The sequence below is a fragment of the Microbacterium sp. AC132 genome, assembly GCF_979258525.1.
Window position 1 is genome coordinate 1,591,614 of the sequence record NZ_OZ409862.1, and the last position, 22,967, is coordinate 1,614,580.

At 64.4% G+C, this 22,967-nt stretch carries 21 protein-coding genes; 12 read left to right on the plus strand and 9 right to left on the minus strand.

The window, feature by feature from the left end:
- Nucleotides 1-120: 120 nt before the first annotated feature.
- The 7 genes from ACZZZQ_RS07500 to dnaA all read right to left on the minus strand — a co-directional run bounded on the left by ACZZZQ_RS07500 (nt 121) and on the right by dnaA (nt 10,071).
- Nucleotides 121-525, minus strand: a complete 405-nt coding sequence (locus tag ACZZZQ_RS07500; protein WP_053098244.1) for a DUF3566 domain-containing protein — start codon at nt 523-525, stop codon at nt 121-123.
- Nucleotides 522-3,083 (minus strand): DNA gyrase subunit A, encoded by a 2,562-nt coding sequence (gene gyrA / locus ACZZZQ_RS07505; RefSeq protein ID WP_053098243.1) that lies wholly within the window; start codon nt 3,081-3,083, stop codon nt 522-524. The genes ACZZZQ_RS07500 and gyrA overlap by 4 nt, the downstream gene beginning before the upstream one ends.
- A gap of 51 nt (nt 3,084-3,134) precedes the next feature.
- Complete coding sequence (gene gyrB / locus ACZZZQ_RS07510; RefSeq protein ID WP_171821963.1) at nt 3,135-5,204, minus strand: DNA topoisomerase (ATP-hydrolyzing) subunit B; 2,070 nt, start codon at nt 5,202-5,204, stop codon at nt 3,135-3,137.
- Between the two features lie 118 nt (nt 5,205-5,322).
- Nucleotides 5,323-5,826 carry a DciA family protein gene (locus ACZZZQ_RS07515; RefSeq protein WP_056275693.1) on the minus strand — a complete coding sequence of 168 codons (504 nt, stop codon included), beginning with the start codon at nt 5,824-5,826 and terminating at the stop codon, nt 5,323-5,325.
- Nucleotides 5,819-6,979: a DNA replication/repair protein RecF gene (gene recF / locus ACZZZQ_RS07520; protein ID WP_072590396.1), complete on the minus strand. Its 1,161-nt coding sequence runs from the start codon at nt 6,977-6,979 to the stop codon at nt 5,819-5,821. The genes ACZZZQ_RS07515 and recF overlap by 8 nt, the downstream gene beginning before the upstream one ends.
- A gap of 63 nt (nt 6,980-7,042) precedes the next feature.
- Nucleotides 7,043-8,185 carry a DNA polymerase III subunit beta gene (dnaN, locus tag ACZZZQ_RS07525; RefSeq protein WP_053098240.1) on the minus strand — a complete coding sequence of 381 codons (1,143 nt, stop codon included), beginning with the start codon at nt 8,183-8,185 and terminating at the stop codon, nt 7,043-7,045.
- A 494-nt stretch (nt 8,186-8,679) separates the two neighbouring features.
- Nucleotides 8,680-10,071: a chromosomal replication initiator protein DnaA gene (gene dnaA, locus ACZZZQ_RS07530; RefSeq protein ID WP_053098239.1), complete on the minus strand. Its 1,392-nt coding sequence runs from the start codon at nt 10,069-10,071 to the stop codon at nt 8,680-8,682.
- Nucleotides 10,072-10,389: 318 nt separating this feature from the next.
- Here dnaA and rpmH point away from each other — a divergent pair, with 318 nt between their 5' ends.
- The 12 genes from rpmH to ACZZZQ_RS07590 all read left to right on the plus strand — a co-directional run bounded on the left by rpmH (nt 10,390) and on the right by ACZZZQ_RS07590 (nt 21,462).
- Nucleotides 10,390-10,527 (plus strand): 50S ribosomal protein L34, encoded by a 138-nt coding sequence (gene rpmH, locus ACZZZQ_RS07535; RefSeq protein WP_022889115.1) that lies wholly within the window; start codon nt 10,390-10,392, stop codon nt 10,525-10,527.
- Between the two features lie 6 nt (nt 10,528-10,533).
- Nucleotides 10,534-10,875, plus strand: coding sequence for a ribonuclease P protein component (rnpA, locus tag ACZZZQ_RS07540; protein WP_072592158.1), 342 nt, complete (start codon nt 10,534-10,536; stop codon nt 10,873-10,875).
- Nucleotides 10,872-11,222: a membrane protein insertion efficiency factor YidD gene (gene yidD, locus ACZZZQ_RS07545; protein ID WP_072592157.1), complete on the plus strand. Its 351-nt coding sequence runs from the start codon at nt 10,872-10,874 to the stop codon at nt 11,220-11,222. Before rnpA ends, yidD begins: the two co-directional genes overlap by 4 nt.
- A 3-nt stretch (nt 11,223-11,225) precedes the next feature.
- Nucleotides 11,226-12,296: a membrane protein insertase YidC gene (yidC, locus tag ACZZZQ_RS07550; RefSeq protein ID WP_463507262.1), complete on the plus strand. Its 1,071-nt coding sequence runs from the start codon at nt 11,226-11,228 to the stop codon at nt 12,294-12,296.
- Nucleotides 12,293-12,787, plus strand: coding sequence for a Jag family protein (locus ACZZZQ_RS07555; RefSeq protein WP_056275682.1), 495 nt, complete (start codon nt 12,293-12,295; stop codon nt 12,785-12,787). Before yidC ends, ACZZZQ_RS07555 begins: the two co-directional genes overlap by 4 nt.
- 37 nt (nt 12,788-12,824) lie before the next feature.
- Nucleotides 12,825-13,445, plus strand: coding sequence for a 16S rRNA (guanine(527)-N(7))-methyltransferase RsmG (gene rsmG / locus ACZZZQ_RS07560; protein ID WP_400339357.1), 621 nt, complete (start codon nt 12,825-12,827; stop codon nt 13,443-13,445).
- 2,752 nt (nt 13,446-16,197) lie between these two features.
- Nucleotides 16,198-16,641, plus strand: coding sequence for an AAA family ATPase (locus tag ACZZZQ_RS07565; protein ID WP_463507263.1), 444 nt, complete (start codon nt 16,198-16,200; stop codon nt 16,639-16,641).
- A gap of 585 nt (nt 16,642-17,226) precedes the next feature.
- Nucleotides 17,227-18,102 carry a ParA family protein gene (locus ACZZZQ_RS07570; RefSeq protein WP_269464941.1) on the plus strand — a complete coding sequence of 292 codons (876 nt, stop codon included), beginning with the start codon at nt 17,227-17,229 and terminating at the stop codon, nt 18,100-18,102.
- A complete protein-coding gene (locus tag ACZZZQ_RS07575) occupies nt 18,102-19,070 on the plus strand; it encodes a ParB/RepB/Spo0J family partition protein (RefSeq protein WP_083569415.1) in 969 nt (322 codons plus the stop codon). The genes ACZZZQ_RS07570 and ACZZZQ_RS07575 overlap by 1 nt, the downstream gene beginning before the upstream one ends.
- A gap of 61 nt (nt 19,071-19,131) precedes the next feature.
- Nucleotides 19,132-20,580, plus strand: coding sequence for a sugar porter family MFS transporter (locus ACZZZQ_RS07580; protein WP_053098230.1), 1,449 nt, complete (start codon nt 19,132-19,134; stop codon nt 20,578-20,580).
- 9 nt (nt 20,581-20,589) lie between these two features.
- Nucleotides 20,590-20,925 carry a hypothetical protein gene (locus ACZZZQ_RS07585; RefSeq protein WP_053098229.1) on the plus strand — a complete coding sequence of 112 codons (336 nt, stop codon included), beginning with the start codon at nt 20,590-20,592 and terminating at the stop codon, nt 20,923-20,925.
- An 18-nt stretch (nt 20,926-20,943) separates the two neighbouring features.
- Nucleotides 20,944-21,462, plus strand: coding sequence for a GrpB family protein (locus ACZZZQ_RS07590; protein WP_463507264.1), 519 nt, complete (start codon nt 20,944-20,946; stop codon nt 21,460-21,462).
- Between the two features lie 90 nt (nt 21,463-21,552).
- Here the strand turns inward: ACZZZQ_RS07590 and trxA are convergent, their stop codons facing one another.
- Both trxA and trxB read right to left on the minus strand, forming a co-directional pair.
- A complete protein-coding gene (gene trxA, locus ACZZZQ_RS07595) occupies nt 21,553-21,876 on the minus strand; it encodes a thioredoxin (protein WP_042541543.1) in 324 nt (107 codons plus the stop codon).
- A 67-nt stretch (nt 21,877-21,943) separates the two neighbouring features.
- The gene (gene trxB / locus ACZZZQ_RS07600) at nt 21,944-22,918 is read right to left on the minus strand and encodes a thioredoxin-disulfide reductase (RefSeq protein ID WP_463507265.1); all 975 of its coding nucleotides are present in this window, start codon (nt 22,916-22,918) and stop codon (nt 21,944-21,946) included.
- Nucleotides 22,919-22,967: the final 49 nt, after the last annotated feature.

The window sequence follows — 22,967 nt, forward strand, 5'->3', positions numbered from 1 at the left end:
GGCCCCGATCCGGCCGACACCGAGGCAACCGGAGACCCGGGTTCGGGTTTTCCCTACTCCGTCGGAGAACAGAAGAGGGGCGGATGCTGTTCGCATCCGCCCCTCCTCGAATCCTGACGATCAGTTCGACATGAACCCGACCAGCAGTCCGCCGGTCACCTTCACGGCGACGTTGTAGATCCCGGCGATGACCGCACCCAGCACCGTGAACACGATGAGGTTGAGGATCGAGACCACCGCGGCGAATGCCATCACCTGCGGCAGGCCGGCGACCTCGGAGATCCGCACGGAGTTGTCGGTGATGGTTCCGATGAACTCATCCGCCTGCGTGAGGATGCCGGTCGCCTGCAGCACGAGGAAGATCAGGAAGAACGACACCATCGTCACAATCGCGAGCGCCACAGCGCCCAGGAACGACAGCTTCACGGCCGACCAGAAATCCACGTAGACGAGGCGCAGGCGCACCTGCTTGCCACCGGTCTTGCGCGTGGACTTCTTCGCCAGCTTGTCGGCTACTGTGCTCATGCGTCTGCTTCCTCAGGGTTCTCGTTCGTCTCGGGGGCCGTGGACTCGGAGTCCACCGCAGCCTCATCCGATTCGTCTTCTTCGGTGAGGCCCCGCTCACCGTTGCGGGCGATGGCGAGGATCCGGTCGGCTTCCGTCGTCCGTGCGAACACCACTCCCATGGTGTCTCGGCCCTTCGCGGGCACCTCGGCCACGGCAGAGCGTACCACCTTGCCGCTGGACAGAACCACAAGGACCTCATCGTCGGAGGAGACCATCAGACCACCCGCGAGAGTGCCCCGATCGTCGTTGAGCTTGGCGACCTTGATGCCGAATCCACCGCGTCCCTGGACGCGGTATTCCTCGATGGCGGTGCGCTTCGCATAGCCGCCGTCGGTCACCACGAACACGAACTGGCCGAGGGCGGCGACGGATGCCGACAGCAGGCTGTCGCCCTCACGGAACTTCATGCCCTTCACGCCGGCGGTCGCGCGTCCCATCGGTCGCAGCGCATCATCGGTCGCACTGAACCGGACGGACATACCGCGGCGGCTGATGAGCAGGATGTCATCCTCAGCGTTCACCATGAGAGCCGAGACCAGCTCGTCCTCGTCGTTCAGGCGGATCGCGATGACGCCGCCCTGGCGGTTGGTGTCGTACGCGTCGAGACGCGTCTTCTTGACCAGACCGTCGCGCGTCGCGAGAACGAGATAGTCGGCGACCCCGTAGTCGCGGATGTCGAGCACCTGCGCGATGTTCTCGTCGGGCTGCAGGGCGAGGAGGTTCGCGACGTGCGTTCCCTTCGCATCGCGGCCGGCCTCGGGAACCTCGTAGGTCTTCGAACGATAGACGCGACCCTTGTCGGTGAAGAACAGCAGCCAGTGGTGCGTCGTCGTCACGAAGAAGTGCTCGACGATGTCGTCGGCCCGCAGCTGGGCGCCCTTGATGCCCTTGCCGCCGCGGTGCTGCGACCGGTAGTTGTCGCTGCGCGTGCGCTTGATGTAGCCGGCGCGGGTGATGGTGACGACCATCTCCTCTTCGGCGATGAGGTCTTCCATCGAGACGTCGCCGTCGAAGCCGTGCAGGATGTGCGTGCGACGGTCGTCTCCGAAGCGCTCGACGATGCCGGTGAGCTCTTCGCGGATGATGTCGCGCTGCAGCGACTCGTCGACGAGGATCGCCTGGTACTCGCCGATCAGCCGCTCGAGCTCCGAGGCCTCGTCGAGGATCTTCTGACGCTCGAGGGCGGCCAGTCGGCGCAGCTGCATGTCGAGGATGGCCTGGGCTTGGATGTCGTCGATGTCGAGGAGCTTCTGCAGTCCCTCGTTCGCATCCTGCGTGGTCTGCGATCGACGGATGAGAGCGATGACCTCGTCGAGAGCGTCGAGCGCCTTGAGGTAGGCGCGCAGGATGTGCATGCGAGCCTCTGCCTTGGCGAGACGGAAGCGCGTGCGTCGGACGATCACTTCGAGCTGGTGCGTGATCCAGTGGGTCACGAACCCGTCGATCGCGAGCGTGCGCGGCACGCCGTCGACGATCGCGAGCATGTTCGCGCCGAAGTTCTCCTGCAGCTGCGTGTGCTTGTACAGGTTGTTGAGCACGACCTTCGCGACCGCATCGCGCTTGAGCACGACCACGAGACGCTGACCCGTGCGGTCGGACGACTCGTCGCGGATGTCGGCGATGCCGGTGATCTTGCCGTCACGGGCGAGGTCGCCGATCTTCACCGCGACGTTGTCGGGGTTCACCTGGTACGGCAGCTCGGTGATCACGAGGCACGTGCGGCCCTGGATCTCCTCGACGTTGACGACCGCGCGCATGGTGATCGAGCCGCGACCCGTGCGGTACGCCTCGTGCACGCCCTTGGTGCCGAGGATCTGCGCGCCGGTGGGGAAGTCGGGGCCGGGGATCCGCTGGATGAGACCCTCGAGCAGCTCTTCGCGGGGGAGGCCGGGGTTGTCGAGCGCCCAGAGGGCGGCAGAAGACACCTCGCGCAGGTTGTGCGGAGGGATGTTGGTGGCCATGCCGACCGCGATACCCACCGACCCGTTGACGAGGAGGTTCGGGAAGCGGGCCGGAAGAACCGTCGGCTCCTGAGTCTGGCCGTCGTAGTTGTCGGTGAAGTCGACCGTGTCCTCTTCGATGTCCCGAACCATCTCGAGCGCGAGGGGGGCCATCTTGGTCTCGGTGTACCGGGGCGCCGCGGCACCCATGTTGCCGGGAGACCCGAAGTTGCCCTGGCCGAGGGCCAGCGGGTAGCGCAGCGACCAGGGCTGCACGAGACGCACGAGGGCGTCGTAGATCGCCGAGTCACCGTGCGGGTGGTACTGACCCATGACCTCGCCGACCACGCGAGCGCACTTCGAGAAGGACTTGTCGGGGCGGAATCCGCCGTCGTACATGCCGTAGATCACGCGTCGGTGGACGGGCTTGAGTCCATCGCGCACGTCGGGCAGCGCACGGCCGACGATCACGGCCATCGCGTAGTCGAGATAGCTGCGCTGCATCTCGGACTGCAGGTCGACCTGGTCGATCTTGCCGTGGTCGTGTGCCGGCTCGGGGCGTACTTCGTCAGTCATGTGTGTTGTCGATTCCGGTCGTTATGGGAACGAATGCAGGCGCGGGACGCGTCAGATGTCGAGGAAGCGGACATCCTTGGCGTTGCGCTGGATGAAACTGCGTCGCGATTCGACGTCCTCACCCATCAGCACGCTGAAGATCTCGTCGGCCGCTGCGGCATCCTCGATGGTCACCTGGCGGAGCGTCCGGGTGCTGTGGTCCATCGTGGTCTCCCACAGCTCCTTGGCGTTCATCTCGCCGAGACCCTTGTAGCGCTGGATGCCGGCATCCTTCGGGATCCTCTTGCCGTTGTCGAGTCCGAACTTGAGCAGCGCGTCGCGCTCGGCGTCGCTGAACACGTACTCGTGGGGCTGGTTCGTCCACTTGAGACGGTAGAGCGGCGGCATCGCGAGGTACACGAAGCCGGCCTCGATCAGTCCGCGCATGTAGCGGAACAGCAGCGTGAGCAGCAGCGTCGTGATGTGCTGGCCGTCGACGTCGGCATCCGCCATCAGCACGATCTTGTGATAACGCGCCTTCTCGATGTCGAACTCTTCGCCGATTCCGGTGCCGAAGGCCTGGATCATCGCCTGGACCTCTTTGTTGCCCAGGGCCTTGTCGAGACGCGCGCGCTCGACGTTGAGGATCTTGCCTCGCAGAGCGAGGATCGCCTGCGTGTGCGGATCGCGACCCTGCACAGCGGAGCCACCTGCCGAGTCACCCTCGACGAGGAAGATCTCGCTGATCGAGGGATCCTTGCTCGTGCAGTCCTTGAGCTTGTCGGGCATCGCGGCGGACTCGAAGACGCTCTTTCGACGAGCGGTCTCGCGGGCCTTGCGCGCGGCGAGACGAGCGGTGGCCGCATCGATCGCCTTGCGGATGACGTTCTTCGCCTGGATCGGGTTGCGGTCGAACCAATCGCCGAGCTGGTCGCCGACGACCTTCTGCACGAACGCCTTGGCCTCGGTGTTGCCGAGCTTCGTCTTGGTCTGCCCTTCGAATTGCGGCTCGCCGAGCTTGATCGAGATGACCGCGGTCAGACCTTCACGCACGTCGTCGCCCGACAGGTTGTCGTCCTTCTCCTTGAGAAGGTTGTTCGCCCTGGCGTACTTGTTGACGAGCGTGGTGAGCGCTGCACGGAAGCCCTCTTCGTGCGTGCCACCCTCGTGGGTGTTGATCGTGTTCGCGTAGGTGAAGACGTTCTCGGTGTACGAGGTGGTCCACTGCATCGCGACCTCGAGAGAGATCTTGCGCTCGGTGTCCTCGGACTCGAAGGCGATGATCTCGTCGTTGACGACCTCGGCGTGACGCACCTTGTTGAGGTATTCGACGTAGTCGACGAGACCGCGCTCGTAGAAGAACACGTCGTTCGGCTGAGTGAGGGTCGGCTGCCCGTCGACCTCGACCTGGTAAGCGGAATCGGGACGCTCGTCGGACAGCTCGATGCGGAGGCCCTTGTTGAGGAACGCCATCTGCTGGAAGCGCGTGCGCAGGGTGTCGTACTCGAAGTTCGTGGTCTCGGTGAAGATCTCGGCGTCCGGCCAGAACGTGATGCTGGTTCCGGTGTCGTCGGACGCCTCGCCCTTCTCGAGCTGCTGCTGCGGGACGCCGCCGTTCGCGAAGCTGTGCCGCCAGACGAAGCCCTTCTGCTTGACCTCGACGTCGAACCGCGTCGACAGGGCGTTGACCACCGACGAGCCGACGCCGTGGAGACCACCCGAGACGGCGTACGCGCCGCCGCCGAACTTTCCGCCAGCGTGCAGGATGGTCAGAACGACCTCGACCGTGGACTTCGTCGGGTCGGAGGAGTGGGGATCGACCGGGATGCCGCGGCCGTTGTCGACCACGCGGACGCCGCCGTCTTCGAGCAGCGTCACGAAGATGGTGTCGGCGTAGCCGGCGAGAGCCTCGTCGACCGAATTGTCGACGATCTCGTAGACGAGGTGGTGCAGACCACGCGGTCCCGTGGAACCGATGTACATACCGGGGCGCTTGCGGACGGCTTCGAGACCTTCGAGGATCTGGATCGAGTCGGCACCGTACTCACCGGGCTGCTTCACCTTGGGTGAGATCTTGCCCTCGGTCGCGGGGGTTCCCCCGTTGGTCGATTCCGTCTCGTCAGCGGGGGATTCAGGCGTCATCAGAGGGCATTCTCCACATCGATATCACGAATCCCCAGTCTAGCGGCTTTTCGTGGCGAGATGCGGCTCAGCGGCCGCGTGTGGCCCTCTGAGCGTTTCAGACCCCATCCGTGGTGTCCTACCCGTAGGTATCGCGCGGGCCCCGTCCTGGAACGACTCTGGGACCCCATTTCCAGGAGGGTACGTCCGGTCCGATGAAGCGGAGGTTCTCGACACCGGCGTCCGGATACCGTCGGCCGATCTCCGTCAGGATCGTTCCCCGCATGTACTGCAGGTTCTTCGCCCAGGCGGTCGAGTCGCACTTCACCGTGAGCACACCGCGCTCGAGGGAGACGGGTTCGGAGTGCTTGGCGGTGTCCGTGCCGGCGAGGTCGGACCACTGCCTGACCAGGTCCTCACGGGCGAGAGTCTTCTGCCAGCCGGAGTCCCGGGTCAGCTTGTCGAGCACGGCTCCGAGCGGTCCGGGGTCGCGGCCGGGCGTGAATGGCGCGTTGTCGTCGTCGGTGACGATGCGTCGCTTGCGCTTCCACGTCTTCGAACTCGGGGCGAGTCCGCGCAGGCGCAGATAGGTCGCGACGGTCTCGGGAGTCTCGGATGCCGGATCGGGTGCGATCTCACTCATCTGCCACCTCCCTCTCATCACTGATCGTTCCCGCCGAGATCCGCACCACATGGGCGTGGAGCACCTCGGGGATATCCTCCTCCACGGCTGCCGTCACGACCACCTGCTCATAGCCAGCAGTGAGAGCGGCCAGCCGCTGACGGCGATCGGCGTCGAGTTCGGCGAACACATCGTCGAGGATGAGGACGGGATCGCCGGCAGGAGACTCGCTGCGCAGCAGCTCGGCGGAAGCGAGGCGCAGCGCGAGGGCCACCGACCAGGATTCCCCGTGGGACGCATACCCCTTCACCGGAAGGCCACGAACGCGCAGCACGAGGTCGTCGCGATGAGGGCCGGTGAGAGTGAGACCGCGGTCGAGCTCGTTCGACCGTTTCGCGAGAAGTGCGGCGTGGAACATCTCGGCGATGTCTCCGGAGGTCTCGGCCGGCGCGTCGACACCCTCTTCGGGATCCGCCCCGCGCACTGACAGAGCCCACTCGAGCTGCGGGCGATGATCCTCGCCCGCGATCGCCGCGTACGCCTCGGCCACCGGCTGCTGGAGATCTGCGGCGAGACGCTGTCGCGCGGTGATGATCTCGGCACCGAGGGAGACCAGCTTGTCGTCCCACACATCGAGGGTGCTCAGGGCCTCGCCCTTGATGCCGCGCGCCCTGGCCGACTTCAGAAGCGCATTGCGCTGCTTGAGCACCCGGTCGTAGTCGGCGAGGACCGAAGACATGCGGGGCGTGCGCTGGATCAGCAGCTGGTCGACGAAACGACGCCGAGACGAGGGGTCGCCGCGGACGATCTGCAGATCCTCGGGAGCGAAGAGCACCACATGGGCGTAGCGAGGCAGCTCATTGGTCTTCGAGGGAGAGCCGTTGATCCGCGCCTTGTTCGAGCCCTGCTTGTTGAGCTGGACCTCGATGAGCACCTTGCGTTCGCCGTGGGAGAGTCGAGCGCGGATGATCGCGAAGTCCTGACCTTCGCGCACCATCGGCGCATCCGACGAGACGCGGTGGGAACCGAGAGTGGCGAGGAAGACGACAGCCTCTGCAAGGTTGGTCTTGCCCTGGCCGTTGCGCCCGACGAGGACGTTGGGACCCTTGTGCAGAGCGAGATCCGCGGTCGCGTAATTGCGGAAGTCGACCAGGCTCAGGTGTTCCACAATCACGCTGTCAGCCTACCTTCGGGCTCTGACACTGCCGTCGCCGCGCGGAGCGCGCCCGTCGCAGGATCAGCGAAGCAGCAGGTTCGGCTGCAGCAGGTACTTGAACGAATCCAGACCGGCCTGGTCGACCGAGGTCTGGCTCGTGATCAGCACGGGGCTGAGCTTGTTCGCGTTGTCGCTCGACGTGAAGGTGACGCGGACGAACTCGCTCTTGACCGCGCCGAGCGCCTCGATGAGGTACTGCGGGTTGAGGCCGAGCGTGACGTCGTCGCCACCCGAGAGGATCGCGTCGACGGACTCGGATGCACGCGCATGCTCACTGCCCGACGCATCCATCGTCACGCTGTCGGACGTGAACGTGAAGCGCAGCGGAGCTGCTCGATCGAGCACGAGGGACACACGGCGCACGGCCTCGACGAGGTCTGCGGTGTTCACGACCGCGTAGTGCTCGGTCTGCTCCGGGAAGAGACGGCGGACCGGAGGGAAGTTTCCCTTGATCAGCAGCGAGGTGACCGTCTTGTTGCCGGCCGTGAACGCGATGATCTCGCGGTCGCCCGCTCCCGAGAACGCGATCTGGATGGTGCCGGCGTGACCGAAGGTCTTTCCGACCTCGAGAAGAGTGCGTGCGGGAACCAGTGCGCTGGCCTCGACCGCTTCGCCGTCCCACGGCACGTCACGGAGGGAGACTCGGTAGCGGTCGGTGGCCACGAGGCTGAGCGTCTGGCCGGAGACCTCGAGCTGCACTCCGGTCAGGACCGGGGTGACGTCGTCGCGCGAGGCGGCGAAACCCACCTGGCTGATCGCGGTGCCGAAATCGTCGGCGGGCACGACGCCGGAGGAACCGGACACCTCGGGGATCGACGGATATTCCTCGACCGGCATGGCTGCGAGGGTGAACCGCGCCGAGCCGCAGGTGACCGTGATGCTGCCGTCGTCCTCGACGGCGATCTCGATCGGCGCGTTGGGAAGGCGGCTGGCGATGTCGGAGAGCAGTCGACCGTGCACCAGGATCGTGCCCGGTGTGTCGACGGTGGCTTCGATGGTCGTGCGCGCGGATGCCTCGTAGTCGAACGCCGAGAGCGTGAGACCGGAGCCGTCTGCCTCGATCAGGACTCCGGCGAGGATGGGCTGCGGGTTGCGCTGCGGAAGCAGCTTGACCACGAACGACACGGCCTCGCTGAAGACATCGCGGTTGACCTGAAACCTCACGGGTGCTCCCTTGTCGTCGTTCTGAGACGTGTCGTCATCGGTCCTGCCAGTGCAGGGCTTCCCATGCTAGCCCCCAACTCGGGAGTATCCCTACGACCGGATCAAAGCTCGGGCCTGTCGGACTTTCCCCACCCTCTGGTGATCGGATCGCCCCTGAATTGAATTAACTCCTTAACGGTGTTAACACCTGTGGATACTGTGGATAACTCGGTGGAAAGCAGACGCGAGTAGGGAACTACACGGTTGTCAGTTGTGGAATCCCTGAGGAATCCGCGGGTGGACGGCATCCGTCGGGTCGAACCGTCTCCCACAGTTATCCACAGGTTCGACGGTTTCACACACATTCGTCCCGACCTGCAGGCGAGTCATCCACAAGTTATCCACATGTGCAAACTGGCATCGATCTGCTCCGTCGTATGCCGCTCACACGCACGCAAAGGGGGTCGCAGCCTCCTATCGGAAGCTACGACCCCCTTTTTCGAGGCGGCGTGGACTCAGCGTCGACCGAGCTGCGTGGTGATCTCGGTCACCTGGTTGTAGATCGAACGGCGCTCCTTCATGAGCTCGCTGATCTTCTTGTAGGCGTACATGACGGTGGTGTGATCGCGGTTGCCGAACAGCTGGCCGATCTTCGGCAGGGACAGACTCGTCCGCTCGCGGCACAGGTACATCGCGATCTGGCGCGATGTGGCGATCTGCTGAGACCTGCTGGAGCCGTACAGGTCGTCGACCGTCAGCTTGAAGTACTGCGCGGTCGCAGTGATGATGTCGGTCGGCGAGATGATGTTGTCCTCTGCCGTGTCGATGATGTCGCGGAGCACCGTCTGGGCGAGCGAGATGTCGAGGGCCGAACGGTTCAGGCTGGCGAATGCGGAGACGCGGATCAGTGCACCCTCGAGTTCGCGGATGTTCGACGACACCACGGTGGCGATGTACTCGAGTACCTCGTCGGGAATATGAAGCGCCTCGCTCTGCGCCTTCTTGCGGAGGATCGCGATGCGCGTCTCGAGGTCGGGCGCCTGCACGTCGGTGATCAGGCCCCACTCGAACCGACTGCGCATGCGATCCTCGAAGCCGGTGAGATGCTTCGGCGCGACGTCGCTGGTGATGACGACCTGCTTGTTGTGGTCGTGCAGCGTGTTGAAGGTGTGGAAGAACGCCTCCTGGGTCTCCGCGCGACCCTGCAGGAACTGGATGTCGTCGATCAGGAGGATGTCCACATCGCGGTAGCGGGCCTGGAAGGCTGCACCTCGGTTGTTCGCGATCGAGTTGATGAAGTCGTTCGTGAACTCCTCGCTGGAGACGTACCGGACCTTGACCCCTGCATAGAGGGATTGGGCGTAGTCGCCGATCGCGTGCAGCAGGTGCGTCTTGCCGAGGCCCGAGTCGCCGTAGATGAAGAGCGGGTTGTACGCCTTAGCCGGCGCTTCGGCGACGGCGACGGCTGCGGCATGGGCGAACCGGTTGGACTGCCCGATGACGAAGTTGTCGAAGGTGTACTTCGGGTTCAGGCGGGACTCGTGCCGCAGCTGCGTCGGCTGCTCCATCGGGGATTCGACGCGGATCTGCTCCTGGCGGCCGTAGTCGGCGACCGCGATGGGCGCCGTCGGCTGCTCGGCGAGCTCATGATTCACGACCACGCGGTACGACGTCACCTCATCGCCGATGTGGGAGAGGGCCTCCATGATCGGAAGCCGCAGCCTCTTGTTGATCTGCGCGGCGGTGAGATCGTTCGGGACCTCGAGATAGAGGGTGGCGGCCATCACGCCGGCCGGAACCGCGAGGCTGAGGAATCCCTGGAGCTGAGGAGTGACTCGGTCGTCCGCCTCGAGGAGCTCCTGCACCGTGGTCCAGATCGGAACGTCGGGCTGGGCAGGTGATGACATGACGCTCCGTGCTGAGGGGACGACGGGCCGTCTGGATGACGCGGCCCGCCTGTGGATAACTTCGGATGCCACGGTAGTCACCACGGCTGGGAACGGCAACCTGCCTACGGGAATCCGCGCGCGTGTTGCTCATACGTGCACGCCGCAGGGTTGTGGATAATAGCTGTGCGGATCGTGCCTGAGCTGGTGGTCGACGCGCGCAGATTTGCTCTGCGCGCCGTCAAGACGTACCCTTAATCGGTTGACTTATGCCTGAACGGCAGATCCCTATGTCTCCGGTCAAAATGATCCCGGTGGCAGCATTCCCGGAGTGATTCCATGAGCAAGCGCACCTTCCAGCCCAACAACCGTCGTCGCGCCAAGAAGCACGGCTTCCGTCTTCGTATGCGTACCCGCGCCGGCCGCGCGATCCTTTCGGCTCGTCGCGCGAAGGGCCGCACCGAGCTCTCCGCGTAGATCGCTGTGCTCGCCCGCCCGTATCGTGTGACCCGCGGGAGCGACTATCGACTGGTCGTTCGACGCGGATCCCGTTGTGGCGGAGCCAAGGTCGTCACCTCGATGCTGACGACGGGCGAGAGCAGAGCCGCGAGGTTCGGATTCATCATCAGCAAGCAGGTGGGCACCGCTGTGGTGCGCAACACCGTACGCCGGCGACTCAAAGCCGTGTGTGCGGACGCGCTGACGCGGGTCCCCGAGGGCACGGATGTCGTCATCCGTGCCCTTCCTGCATCCGCGACCGCGACCTACGCCGAGCTGAGTGCGGACGTGAACCGGTGTCTGGATCGTCTCGGGCAGCGGCCATGACCGCTCTTCCGGCATCCTCGATCGGCTCCGCTCAGCTTCATGCCGGTGACGCGATCCGCAGCATCCCGCTGATCCCCCGGAATCTCGTCCTGGGGCTCCTCGCCGGGTACCGCAAGGTGATCTCCCCGATGTATGGAGATGTCTGCGCCTATTACCCATCTTGTTCCGCTTACGCTGTAGGTGCGGTGCAACAGCACGGCGCAGTGCGGGGAGCGGCGCTCTCGGCGTGGCGCATCGTTCGTTGCAATCCCTGGAGCCACGGCGGCGTCGATGACGTCCGTCCGCACGAACACTTCCGTTATGACCTGACCGCTCACGGTTTCGTCGTCCCTGCCCGAAAGGATTGATCGGTGGGTCTTGACCTTCTGCTCGCCAGCGCAACACCCTCGCCGGAGCCTGCCTCCGGCGGCTTCGATCTGATCGGAACCATCCTCTGGCCCCTCAAGTGGGTCGTCGAGCTCGTACTCGTCGCCTGGCACTGGCTGTTCACGGCCGTCGGTCTTCCTGCCGCATCCGGTCTGACCTGGGTGCTGTCGATCGTCGGTCTCGTGGTCGTGGTCCGTGCTGCCCTGATCCCGCTCTTCGTGAAGCAGATCAAGAGCCAGCGAAAGATGATGGAAATTGCTCCTGAGCTGCGAAAAGTTCAGGAGAAGTACCGGGGTAAGAAGGATCAGCTCTCTCGCGAGGCCATGAGCCGCGAGACCATGGCGCTCTACAAGAAGCACGGCACGACGCCGATGTCGAGCTGTCTTCCGCTTCTTGTGCAGATGCCCATCTTCTTCTCGCTGTTCAGCGTTCTGAGCGACGTCTCGAAGCACCACAACCTGGGTGTCGGCGGCGTCGGTCTGCTGAACGCAGAGCTCACCGAGCAGTTCTACAACGCCGAGCTCTTCGGTGTCGCATCGCTGCACGAGACGCTGGGGAACGCGGTCGACGCAGGGAACACCACAGCGATCATCATCCTGGTCACGCTCGTCGTGCTCATGATCGCGTCGCAGTTCTTCACGCAGCTGCAGATCATCTCGAAGAACCTGTCGCCCGAAGCCAAGACCGGCCAGGCGTACCAGATGCAGAAGATCATGCTCTACGTGCTGCCTCTCGGCTTCATCTTCTCGGGCATCTTCTTCCCGCTCGGCGTGGTCGTCTACTGGTTCATCTCGAACCTCTGGACCATGGGACAGCAGTTCCTCGTCATCCGTGAGATGCCGACTCCCGGATCTGAGGCTGCGAAGGCTCGTGAAGAGCGTCTTGCTCGCAAGGGCAAGGCGATCGACGCCTCGGGCAAGGTCGTCCCGATGGCGGCATACGAAGCAGAGCAGCAGCGTCTGCTCGAAGAGGCGGAGCGCGCGAAGGCGCAGGCCCCCAAGCGTCAGCAGCCGGTGGGCAAGAAGCGTTCGAAGAAGAAGGGGAGCGGTTCGTGACGACCGACAACGTGACCGAGACCGTGGAGCCCACGGTCGCAGAACTCGAGAACGAGGGCGACGTCGCCGCTGACTACCTCGAAGAGCTGCTCGACATCGCCGACATCGATGGGGACCTCAACCTCGACGTGCGCCAGGGTCGCGCATATGTCTCGGTCGAGGCTGAGGGAGACGGACTGGCGCTCCTGTCTGCACCCGACACGGTGCAGGCGCTTCAGGAGCTCACGCGTCTTGCGGTCCAGAGCAAGACGGGTTCGTTCTCGCGATTGATCCTCGATGTGGGCGGATCGCGCGATGCGCGCCGCCGTCAGCTCGAGACGCTCGTGAACGCCGCCGCAGCCAAGCTCGACGATGGAGCGACCCAGGCGTCGCTGCCCGCCATGTCCAGCTATGAGCGCAAGCTGGTGCACGACATCGCGGCCGATCAGGGTCTCGTGTCCGAGTCCTACGGCGAGGGTGCCGACCGCCACACTGTTCTGCGTCGTCGTTGACGTCTCACATGCGACGTCAGGCCAGCAGGATGCTGTCGTGAGTGACCTGGAGATCGAACCGTCGGTGGCGGTCGATCTTTTCGGCGATCGGATCGAGCTGGCCCGGCAGTTCACGGCGGCTCTCGCTCAGCATGGCGAGGAGCGAGGACTCATCGGTCCTCTCGAGCTCCCGCGTTTGTGGTCCCGGCACATCTTGAACAGTGTCATCGCCGCCCCGTTGTTCCACGGTTCGGTCGCGGACATCGGTTCGGGTGCGGGGCTGCCCGGTATCGTCCTCGCGATCGCGCGACCTGATGTGCACTGGACGCTCGTCGAGCCGATGGAGCGCCGGGTGATCTGGCTGAACGAGCAGGTCGCCGAGCTGAAGCTCACCAATGTCGAAGTTCTGCGCGCGCGTGCCGAGGAGGTGACTCCTGCGAGCTTCGACGTCGTGACAGCTCGTGCGGTCAGTGCTCTGAAGACGCTGATCCCGCTCACCGCTCCGCTCGTGCGTGATGGAGGCGAACTCACCCTTCTCAAGGGAATGAATGCCGCCAACGAGATCGAAGCAGCGCAGAAGCAGATCAAGAAGTTCCGCCTGTCGGACGTCCGCGTCGAGACTCTCGGCGAGAACGTACTGCCCGAGACGACGCGCGTGGTGAGGGCAGTCGTCCGCTGACGGGTCGATGCCGCGGTTCAGGAACCTGAGCCTCGTCGGGGATGGGCGCACATTCCACGTTCGAGATGTGTACTCGCGTGCAAGGTCGCAGGTGGTGGGTGACTTTGCCACGCACGGTGGTCATGGGCCAGGCACTGTTGTGATCTGCCTCTGCAGCATATGAGATCTATTGTCGGGGCTCGTCCGGTTGAGCCAGACCTGGTCACCGCGCGAGGCCGGTAGAGTCCCTCGACGATCATGCCACGATTCGAGTTTATGGCTGATGAGAAGGGTTTTCTTCCGACCCTGGTCGTGCACCTGTGTGGGAGGTCCGTTGCGACGTGACGAGGCACTCAAGCGCTGCCGGATACGGTCGGCAGTGCCGGATAGCCGCCGGCACTCTGCCCTCGCCGTCAAAGACTGTCCCGGAATCACGGTCGGTGGTATCGGAACGCGGGTGTGTGGCACGACAGATCAGGCTTCACAGCAGCCGTGTCCGGTGTCGGAATCCGGAATGGGTCTGTCCCCGTGTGCTCGTAAGCGAGAGTGTTCGCCCCTCTGGGAACGGCCGGGGGTCCTGACGATGTTTCACGTGAAACATGGATGGTCGACTGCCATGGGGGGGCAAGTCGAGGCGGGCCGAGGTGGGTTGAAGGGATTCCGCCGACGACTTGCGGTGGTCCGGGTCACGAGGGCGTTGCGCTCGCTGGTCTGATCTGTGCCACTCAGCCGCACTTCGAGGCACTGCGGACGGCTGCTGTGCGCTGCGATGCTCGTCGCTGCGCGGGGAGCGGTGCTGCGAGCCACCCTTCTTCGTAGCGCTGTGGTCCTGATCTCTGCTTTTCAACCCACGTCACTTCACAGCAGCGGACTTCACCTCGCTGAACTGCCCTAGACCGCACTACACCGTGCGGTTTGCAGTGATTTCTCCTGTTCTGATCTGCGTTCTCGTGATCTGACCTGCGCTACTCGGCCGTGTGCCGTGTGCCGTCTTTTGGGCGTTCTGACTACTGAGTGGGGTCCGCGCGTGGTGGAACCCGCGTGCGGCACTCAGAGCTTGTGGACAGGGGAGCCGGTCCTCCCGGGAGTCGTATGTTTCACGTGAAACAGTCGTTTCGTCGCTGCCACGGAACGGGTCACGGTTTCCCTGGCGTGGCTACGGATGGCATCCCGGTACACCATCCGCCGGGGGAGCGTTGTGAGCTGACAACCAGATCATGGCGCCGAGGAGCGGGACCGTCTGCTCTAGGCATGGTGGGCGGCCGAACATAACTGGAACTTTCAATCGGGTATCGCGGCGGAACCGGTCAGGCGGCTGTTCTGACCCGCTGCCGCTGACAACATTCGGGCGACAGGGTGACCTGGCAACACCCTGCTCAGTCTCACCGGGATTCTTGCGGCGTGCGGGAGTGAACGACCACCCTTCGACGGCACGAATGGACACCTATCCTCGGACTGACCGCGTCGCGTTATGCGGCAGGCACAAGTGTTTCACGTGAAACATTGAGCGGCGGGTGGTGATGGCTTCGGATGATCGCGACCGCGCGAAAGAAGGAACAGGGGGAGGGTCTCGGGGGCCAGCCGCGACGTGGGCGATTGAGGGCGCGCTAGTGGCGGCGTCGTTGCTGGGTGCCCATGCACCGTCGGGTGGACGGTCTCAAAGACTAGTGATCGCGTCACGGTCCCAGTGAGTAGTTTGCGAAGCCCCGCTCGCGAGACAGTCGCTAGCTCATTGATGTGACAAGTCATCGGGCGTCTCGAAGGTGCGGGGATTCTTGGCTCGAGAAGCGGCGGTCCCCGGTCTGAACGATAGAAATCGTGAGCTGGCGCGAGGCTCGGTATCGCACCGAGAGCCCGAGCAGCAGCGCTCTGGAGGGCTATTCGCAATGGGACGCACCCGGTCGTTGCTGATGCCCCTGCTGCGGATGCCAGCGAGGTGCACCCCGAGGTCTGTTGCGGCGGTCGCGCGCGGGGTTTTCGGATAAATCCCAGTTCAGGGGCGTATCCGTGCACCACCCGAGCTCGGCAACTGTGGCCAGGCGGTGGGCATGGCTCGTGCTGAGTTCCCGTCAGTATGACGCAAGGGAAGAGCAGGCGGGACTCAGTAGACGAACGTTTCACGTGAAACACTGTGAGTGGTGTTTCACGCTTGCGGTTCCTTTGCGGATCGACGCCACGCACTAGATCCTCACCGGACCCAAGGTGGGCGGGCTGACTCTAGAGCGATGCTTGCAGCGAAGAGCGGGGGCGTCGACGCGCGTCGTCCCAGTCCTTGACGAGTGTGCAGCACGCGCACGACGTAATTCTGTCGGGTCCGTCTGAGCAGATGTTTCACGTGAAACACCGCTGAACTCGCGATGAGATGGGTGCGGCTCCGCCCCGAATGGTCGGTCTCACGCGATCACGGCGCTTCCCTTTGTCATTCGACTTGGCCGGGCTGTCTGAAGCCGTGCGTGGCGTGCGCGATGCGTCTGTGACGACTAGGTGATTCCACGCGTGGGTGACCTCGGGGGTGAGGTTCACTGGTGAGACGACCCTGAGCCAATGAGTGCAGGCGATCACGCAGCGGAGTGAAGCCTCTCGCCGCTCACGGTGATGCACCGGCTGGAGCCAGCGTAGAACCCGAAGCAAGAGTGGGGGCCTGCTACCGCTCGGCTAGCCGGAGCAGCTCTGGACGCGGAGGCAATCTAGTCCGCCTGCACGCGGTCCGGGTAGAACGCTCCTGTCACTCACGTCGGCGATGTTCCACGTGAAACATCGATATGGTGAATGCATGGTGCGCATGCTCATCACTGGGATGTCTGGCGTCGGCAAGTCCAGCGCGCTGGAGGTACTGGGGGAGCGGGGATACTCCGTCGTCGATACCGATTATGGACCATGGACAACCGAGTCGGGACTGTGGGACGAGGTCTTGATGGGTGCGCTACTCGGGGAGAGCACCGAAGTCATCGTGTCTGGCACGGTGTCGAATCAGGGTGCCTTCTACGACCGCTTCGACCATGTGGTGCTCCTGTCAGCGCCGATTTCGGTGATGCTCGATCGTGTCCGTCGGCGATCTTCGAATCCCTACGGCTCGACGAGGGGGCAGCAAGACGAGATTCGCACGAACCTCGAGACCGTGGAGCCGCTACTGCGGGCGACATCCACCTGCGAGATCGACGCAACTCAACCGCTGACCGCCGTTGTCGACCGGATCGAGCAGCTTCTACGATCTTGACCGAGGCCGAGGTGCGTCAGATGTTTCACGTGAAACTATGCGGCTGTCGACCGTCACCACGGACCTCGGCGCACCGGGGGAGGATCCGGTTCCACGCGATAGTGGTGTGAAGGACGCTGACGAGTTCTGTGCGACCGTTCGGTCTCCCCGAAACGAGGGGCCTCAGCGACGGAGACTCGTCGAGTCCCGTAAGCCGCTCGTGGACAGCCTCTTTCACAGAGGGCAGGACATCCGTGTGGGCCGAGCACAGAGACCTCCCCTCTCCTCACGCCCACGAAATGACCGACACGAACTTGTCGCAGGCGCGACAGATGGTGCAGTGCGTGGACGTCGTCCCTCCATGCGTGTACCCATCTCCGGTGCGTCAGGACGTCCAACGGCACAATGAACACCCAGGCCAGAAGGCGAAAGTGCCACTCTCTCCGCAACGGCACGCCCGGACGAGGTATCACCGGCCTGCACGACTCAGGAGGGATTCGAGAAGGCAACGTCTGCCGCAGCGATTAGAGTGGAACACGGCCCCGAAAGGAGTGGATGTTTCACGTGAAACAGCCCGAAAAGGCATCACCGAAGGACTCTTTCGGGATGGATACGCCCCTCGCGCGGGAACTCGCCGACCTCTCCGCACGACGCAGAGCACTCGAGACCGTGTCCATCGATTTCGCCGGCGACACCCGCATCCTGACGGTCTCCAACCAGAAGGGCGGCGTCGGTAAGACCACGAGCGCCGTCAATGTCGCCTCTGCACTCGCGGGTCTCGGAGCACGGGTCCTTGTGATCGATCTCGACCCCCAGGGCAACGCCTCGACCGCGCTCGGAGTGCCGCACAACGCCGAGACTCCGAGCGTCTATGACGTCCTGATCGAAGACACCCCGCTCGCCGACATCGTGCAGCAGAGTCCCGAGGACGAGAACCTCTTCTGTGCACCGAGCACCATCCATCTCGCCGGCGCAGAGATCGAACTCGTCGCGCAGGTCGCACGGGAGCATCGACTGCGACGTGCGCTCGAGGAGTATCTCGTCGACAACCGTATGGACTTCGTCATCATCGACTGCCCTCCGTCGCTCGGGCTGCTCACGATCAATGCCTTCACCGCGGCGAACGAGGTCTTCATCCCCATCCAGTGCGAGTACTACGCGCTCGAGGGTCTGAGTCAACTGCTCGGCAGCATCCAGATGATCCAAAAGCACCTGAATCCCGGACTGCACCTCTCCACGATCCTGCTGACGATGTTCGACGGACGCACGCGACTCGCGCAGCAGGTGGCGGACGAGGTCCGCACGCACTTCCCCGAACAGGTGCTCGACACCGTCATCCCGCGTTCCGTGCGGGTGTCGGAGGCACCGAGTTTCGGTCAGACCGTGATCGCCTACGATGGGCAATCCGCCGGCGCCGTCGCGTATCGCGAGGCCGCTGTCGAGATCGCGTCGCGGACGGCGACGCAGAGCAAGGAGAAATGATGGCGAAGCGCACTGGACTGGGTCGGGGCATCGGAGCCCTCATCCCGACGGCTGATCAGTCCGAGCGTCCCGTGGATGTGTTCTTCCCCGGAGCCAATCTGCGTCCGGCGACGGAGCAGACCAGTGACCAGCCCGCAGCAGAAGCCGACCTCGAGGTCGTTCCCGGCATCCACCTCGTCGAGGTCGATCCGCAGAAGATCGTGCCGAACCCGCGTCAGCCGCGCACGCACTTCAACCCCGAAGACCTCGCAGAGCTCGTGCACAGCGTGCGTGAGTTCGGCGTTCTGCAGCCGGTGGTCGTTCGCAAGAACAGCGACGGCGAGTACGAGCTGATCATGGGGGAGCGGCGCACCCGCGCCGCGCGGGAGGCGGGCCTCGAGAAGATCCCGGCGATCGTCCGCGAGACTGCCGACGAAGATCTCCTGCGCGATGCTCTGCTCGAGAACCTGCACCGCTCCGAGCTGAATCCGCTCGAAGAGGCCTCGGCATACCAGCAGCTGCTCGAGGACTTCGGGATCACCCAGGAAGAGCTCGCCACGCGGATCGGTCGGTCGCGCCCTCAGATCAGCAATACGATCCGTCTGCTCAAGCTCCCCGTTCCCGTGCAGCAGCGTGTGGCGGCGGGGGTGCTGACGGCTGGACACGCTCGCGCGATCCTCAGCCTGGAGTCACCCGAGGCCATGCAGCGTCTCGCCGACAAGGTCGTGAACGAGGACCTGTCGGTGCGCGCGACCGAGGTCGCTGCGAAGACGGAGCCGGCAGCGCCCGGCCGGACGGCGAAGCCGACTCCGGGCGCTCGACGGGCATACCTCGACGAGGTGGCCGGCAACCTCGGGGATCGCCTCAACACTCGCGTCAAGGTGTCGCTGGGCGCTCGAAAAGGCCAGGTCATCATTGATTTCGCATCGATTCAGGATCTGAACCGCATCCTCGGTGAATTGGGCGAATCGGGGTACGGCCCGGCGTGATTCCGCCGCTCGACCCCTGAGCGGTCGTAGACTCTCGACATCTCGTCGATGAGGGGGAGTCATGTCCGGAGCAGCGAGTCCAGTGAAGTTCCAACGCCGCGTCATCGCGGTGAGTATCGCCGCAGCACTCGGTGGCTTCCTCTTCGGATTCGATACCGCCGTGATCAACGGCGCCGTCGATGCTCTGGCGGGGAACGTCTCGGGCTTCGACCTCGGGGTCGGGCTCAAGGGCTTCGCGGTGTCGTCGGCCCTGATCGGGTGTGCCGTCGGTGCGTGGTTCGCAGGACCGATTGCGAACAAACGCGGGCGAATCCCCGTGATGGTCTTCGCGGCGGCGATGTTCTTCGTCTCCGCCATCGGCTCGGGACTCGCGTTCAGTGTCGTCGACCTCATCATCTGGCGAGTGGTGGGTGGTCTCGGTGTCGGTGCGGCATCCGTCATCGCTCCCGCATACATCGCCGAGGTATCGCCCGCCCGGGTGCGAGGGCGACTGGGCTCTCTGCAGCAGCTCGCCATCGTCACGGGAATCTTCGCCGCTCTGCTCTCCGACGCGTGGCTGGCGGGCCTCGCGGGTGCCGCAGACCAGCCTCTGTGGGGACTCACCGCCTGGAGATGGATGTTCATCATCGAGGCGGTGCCCGCACTCGTTTACGGGATAATGTCGTTCCGTCTGCCCGAATCGCCGCGATATCTCGTGCGCAAGGGCGATCTGAAAGGCGCGTCCCAGGTGCTCGAGACGGTCACGGGGGCCGTTGACGTCGACGCGAAGATCCAGGAGATCACCAGCACCATCGACACCGAGCGCAAGGAGTCGCTGAGCGACCTGCGGGGCAGTCGTCTGGGGCTCAAGCCGATCGTGTGGGTCGGCATCCTGCTCTCCGTGTTCCAGCAGTTCGTCGGCATCAACGTCATCTTCTACTACTCGACGACACTGTGGCAGTCCGTCGGCTTCGATGAGTCGAGCGCCCTGCTGACCTCCGTCATCACGTCGGTGACGAACATCGTGGTCACCATCATCGCGATCCTGCTGGTCGACAAGGTCGGCCGACGCATCATGCTTCTCGTCGGCTCTGTGGGTATGACGGTGACGCTGGGCCTCATGGCGCTCGCCTTCTCGTTCGGTGAGCTGAACGCCGAGGGCACAGCGACCCTGCCTGACCCGTGGGCGACCGTCGCCCTCATCTGCGCGAACGGCTTCGTGGTCTTCTTCGGTGCCACCTGGGGTCCGCTCGTCTGGGTCCTTCTGGGAGAGATCTTCCCGAACTCGATCCGCGCCGGCGCACTCGCGGTCGCGGCAGCAGCCCAGTGGGCAGCGAACTTCTTCATCTCGACCACCTTCCCTGTGTTCGCCGAGATCGGCCTCACCTTCGCCTACGGCTTCTACGCGTTCTTCGCGCTGCTGTCGTTCTTCTTCGTGTACTTCAAGGTGCCCGAGACCAAGGGTCGCGAGCTCGAGGAGATGACGGACGAGCTGAAGGTGGAGCGCCGGGGCACCCGCAGGGCGACGTAGGCTGGAAGCATGACCGAGTCAGTTCCGCGCCGCGCCAGCCTCGAAGTGCTGAGAGCAGAAGCGTCGGACGAACTCGCCGTGCTGATCCAGGAGAGGCTCCTCGGCGGGGAAGATCCGTGGGAGTTCATGGAGGAGCTGCCGAGCGTCGATGAGCTCGTCGTCTACCTGCTGCGAGCCGACAACATCACCGCGAACGACGGTGTGCGACCGAACGCGGCTCGGCACTACCGGGTGCTGCGCCAGATCGCGCTGGAGTACCCCGAGCTCACGCCGGCGGTCTGGGGCCTTCTCGACGAGAAGCAGCGGCACCGACGCTGGGACCCGTCCGTCGCCGACGCCTCCTAGGCACCTATCGTGCCGCGAATGCTCGTCTCCTACGACCCGGAGTGGCCGAAGCAGTTCGAGGCGTTCGCCGCTGAGATTCACGCGGTCGCGGACGCGGATTGGCTGATCGAACACATCGGATCGACGGCGATCCCCGGCATGCGCGCCAAGCCGATCATCGACCTGGCCGTCCGCATCGTCGATCGCAGCGACTTCGACGCGCGCAGGGCCGCTCTGGAAGCCGCAGGATGGCGCCTGGGAAGCGCTGTGCGCACGCACCCGGTCATGATCCGCGAATCTGACGGCGTGCGGATCGCGATCGCGCACTTCTTCGTCGAGGAGGAGTGGGATGCGGTGCACCAGCGCATCCTGCGGGACTGGCTTCTGGAGCATCCAGAGGATGCCGATCGCTACTCGCATGCGAAGTGCGACGCCGTCGCCGCTCAGGCGAGGGGGAGGACGACCTACAACACCGCGAAGTCCCCCATCATCCAGGAGCTCGTCGACCGCGCTCGAGCGTCTCGAGGACTTCCTCCGGTGCGGATCTCCGACAAGTAGTCGGCTCTCGTCTCAGGAATGGGGACGGAAGCGGCTGGGTACGAGAAAGGGCCGCCACCCGGAGGGGTGACGGCCCTGAAGACTGCAGGATCAGCCGATGAAAGCCGCGAGGTCCTGCTCGAGGGCCGGCTTCGGCTTGGCGCCGATGATGGTCGTCTTGACCTCACCGCCCTGGAACACCTTCATCGCGGGGATCGAGGTGATCTGGTACTTCATCGCCAGCTGCGGGTTCTCGTCCACGTTCAGCTTGAGGATGGTGATCTTGTCGGGGTTGTCCGCCTGGATCTGGTCCAGAACGGGGGCGACCATACGACACGGTCCGCACCACTCGGCCCAGAAGTCCACGAGGACGGGACCTTCGGCCTGCAGAACGTCCTGCTCCCAGGTCGCCTGGCTCGTAGCCTTTGCACTCATCAGAGTTCTCCTTGATTCGAGGTTCGCCTGCTACAACAGCGGGCGAGGTGAAAGTGTTCCCGTCCGCTCAGGCGGTGATGATCTCAGCGGCTTCGGCGGCCGGGAACTCGACCGATGCGTCTTCGAGGTCCGCCAGGAAGTGCTCGGCGTCGAGAGCGGCGACCGTGCCCGAGCCAGCGGCCGTGATGGCCTGACGGTAGGTGGGGTCGATCACGTCGCCGGCGGCGAACACACCGGGGACCGAGGTGACGGACGAACGGCCGTCGACCCAGATGGTGCCCTCGGCGGTCAGCTCGAGCTTGTCGTGCACGAGGTGCGTGCGCGGGTCGTTGCCGATCGCGATGAACAGGCCGTCGAGCGCGAGGTCGCTCAGCGTGCCGTCGACCGTGTTGCGCAGCTGCACGCCCGTGACGGATTCGCCACCGAGGATCTCGGCGACCTCGCTGTTCCACACGAACTCGATCTTCTCGTTCGCGAAGGCCCGCTCCTGCATGATCTTCGAGGCGCGCAGGGTGTCCTTGCGGTGGATGACGTAGACCTTCTCGGCGAAGCGGGTGAGGAACGTGGCCTCTTCCATCGCCGAGTCGCCGCCGCCGACGACGGCGATCGTCTTCTCGCGGAAGAAGAAGCCGTCGCAGGTGGCGCACCACGAGACGCCGTAGCCCGACAGGCGCTCTTCGCCCTCGATGCCGAGCTTGCGATATGCGGAGCCGGTCGCGTAGATCAGCGACTGGGCCTCGTGCACCGTTCCGCTGCCGAGGGTGACCTTCTTGACGGGGCCGGCGAGGTCGAGCTCGGTGACGTCGTCGTAGACGACCTCGGTGCCGAACTTCTCAGCCTGCTCCTGGAACTTCGCCATGAGCTCGGGGCCCTGGATCCCCTCGGGGAAGCCGGGGTAGTTCTCGACCTCGGTGGTGTTCATCAGCTCTCCGCCGACCTCGACCGTGCTCGCGATGAGCAGCGGCTTGAGGTTCGCGCGCGCCGCATAGATGGCGGCGGTGAATCCGGCGGGACCGGAACCGATGATGATGACCTGACGCATGTGCTCTCCGTCGTAGATGCTGAGACGCCGAAAGACGTTCGACTGCTTC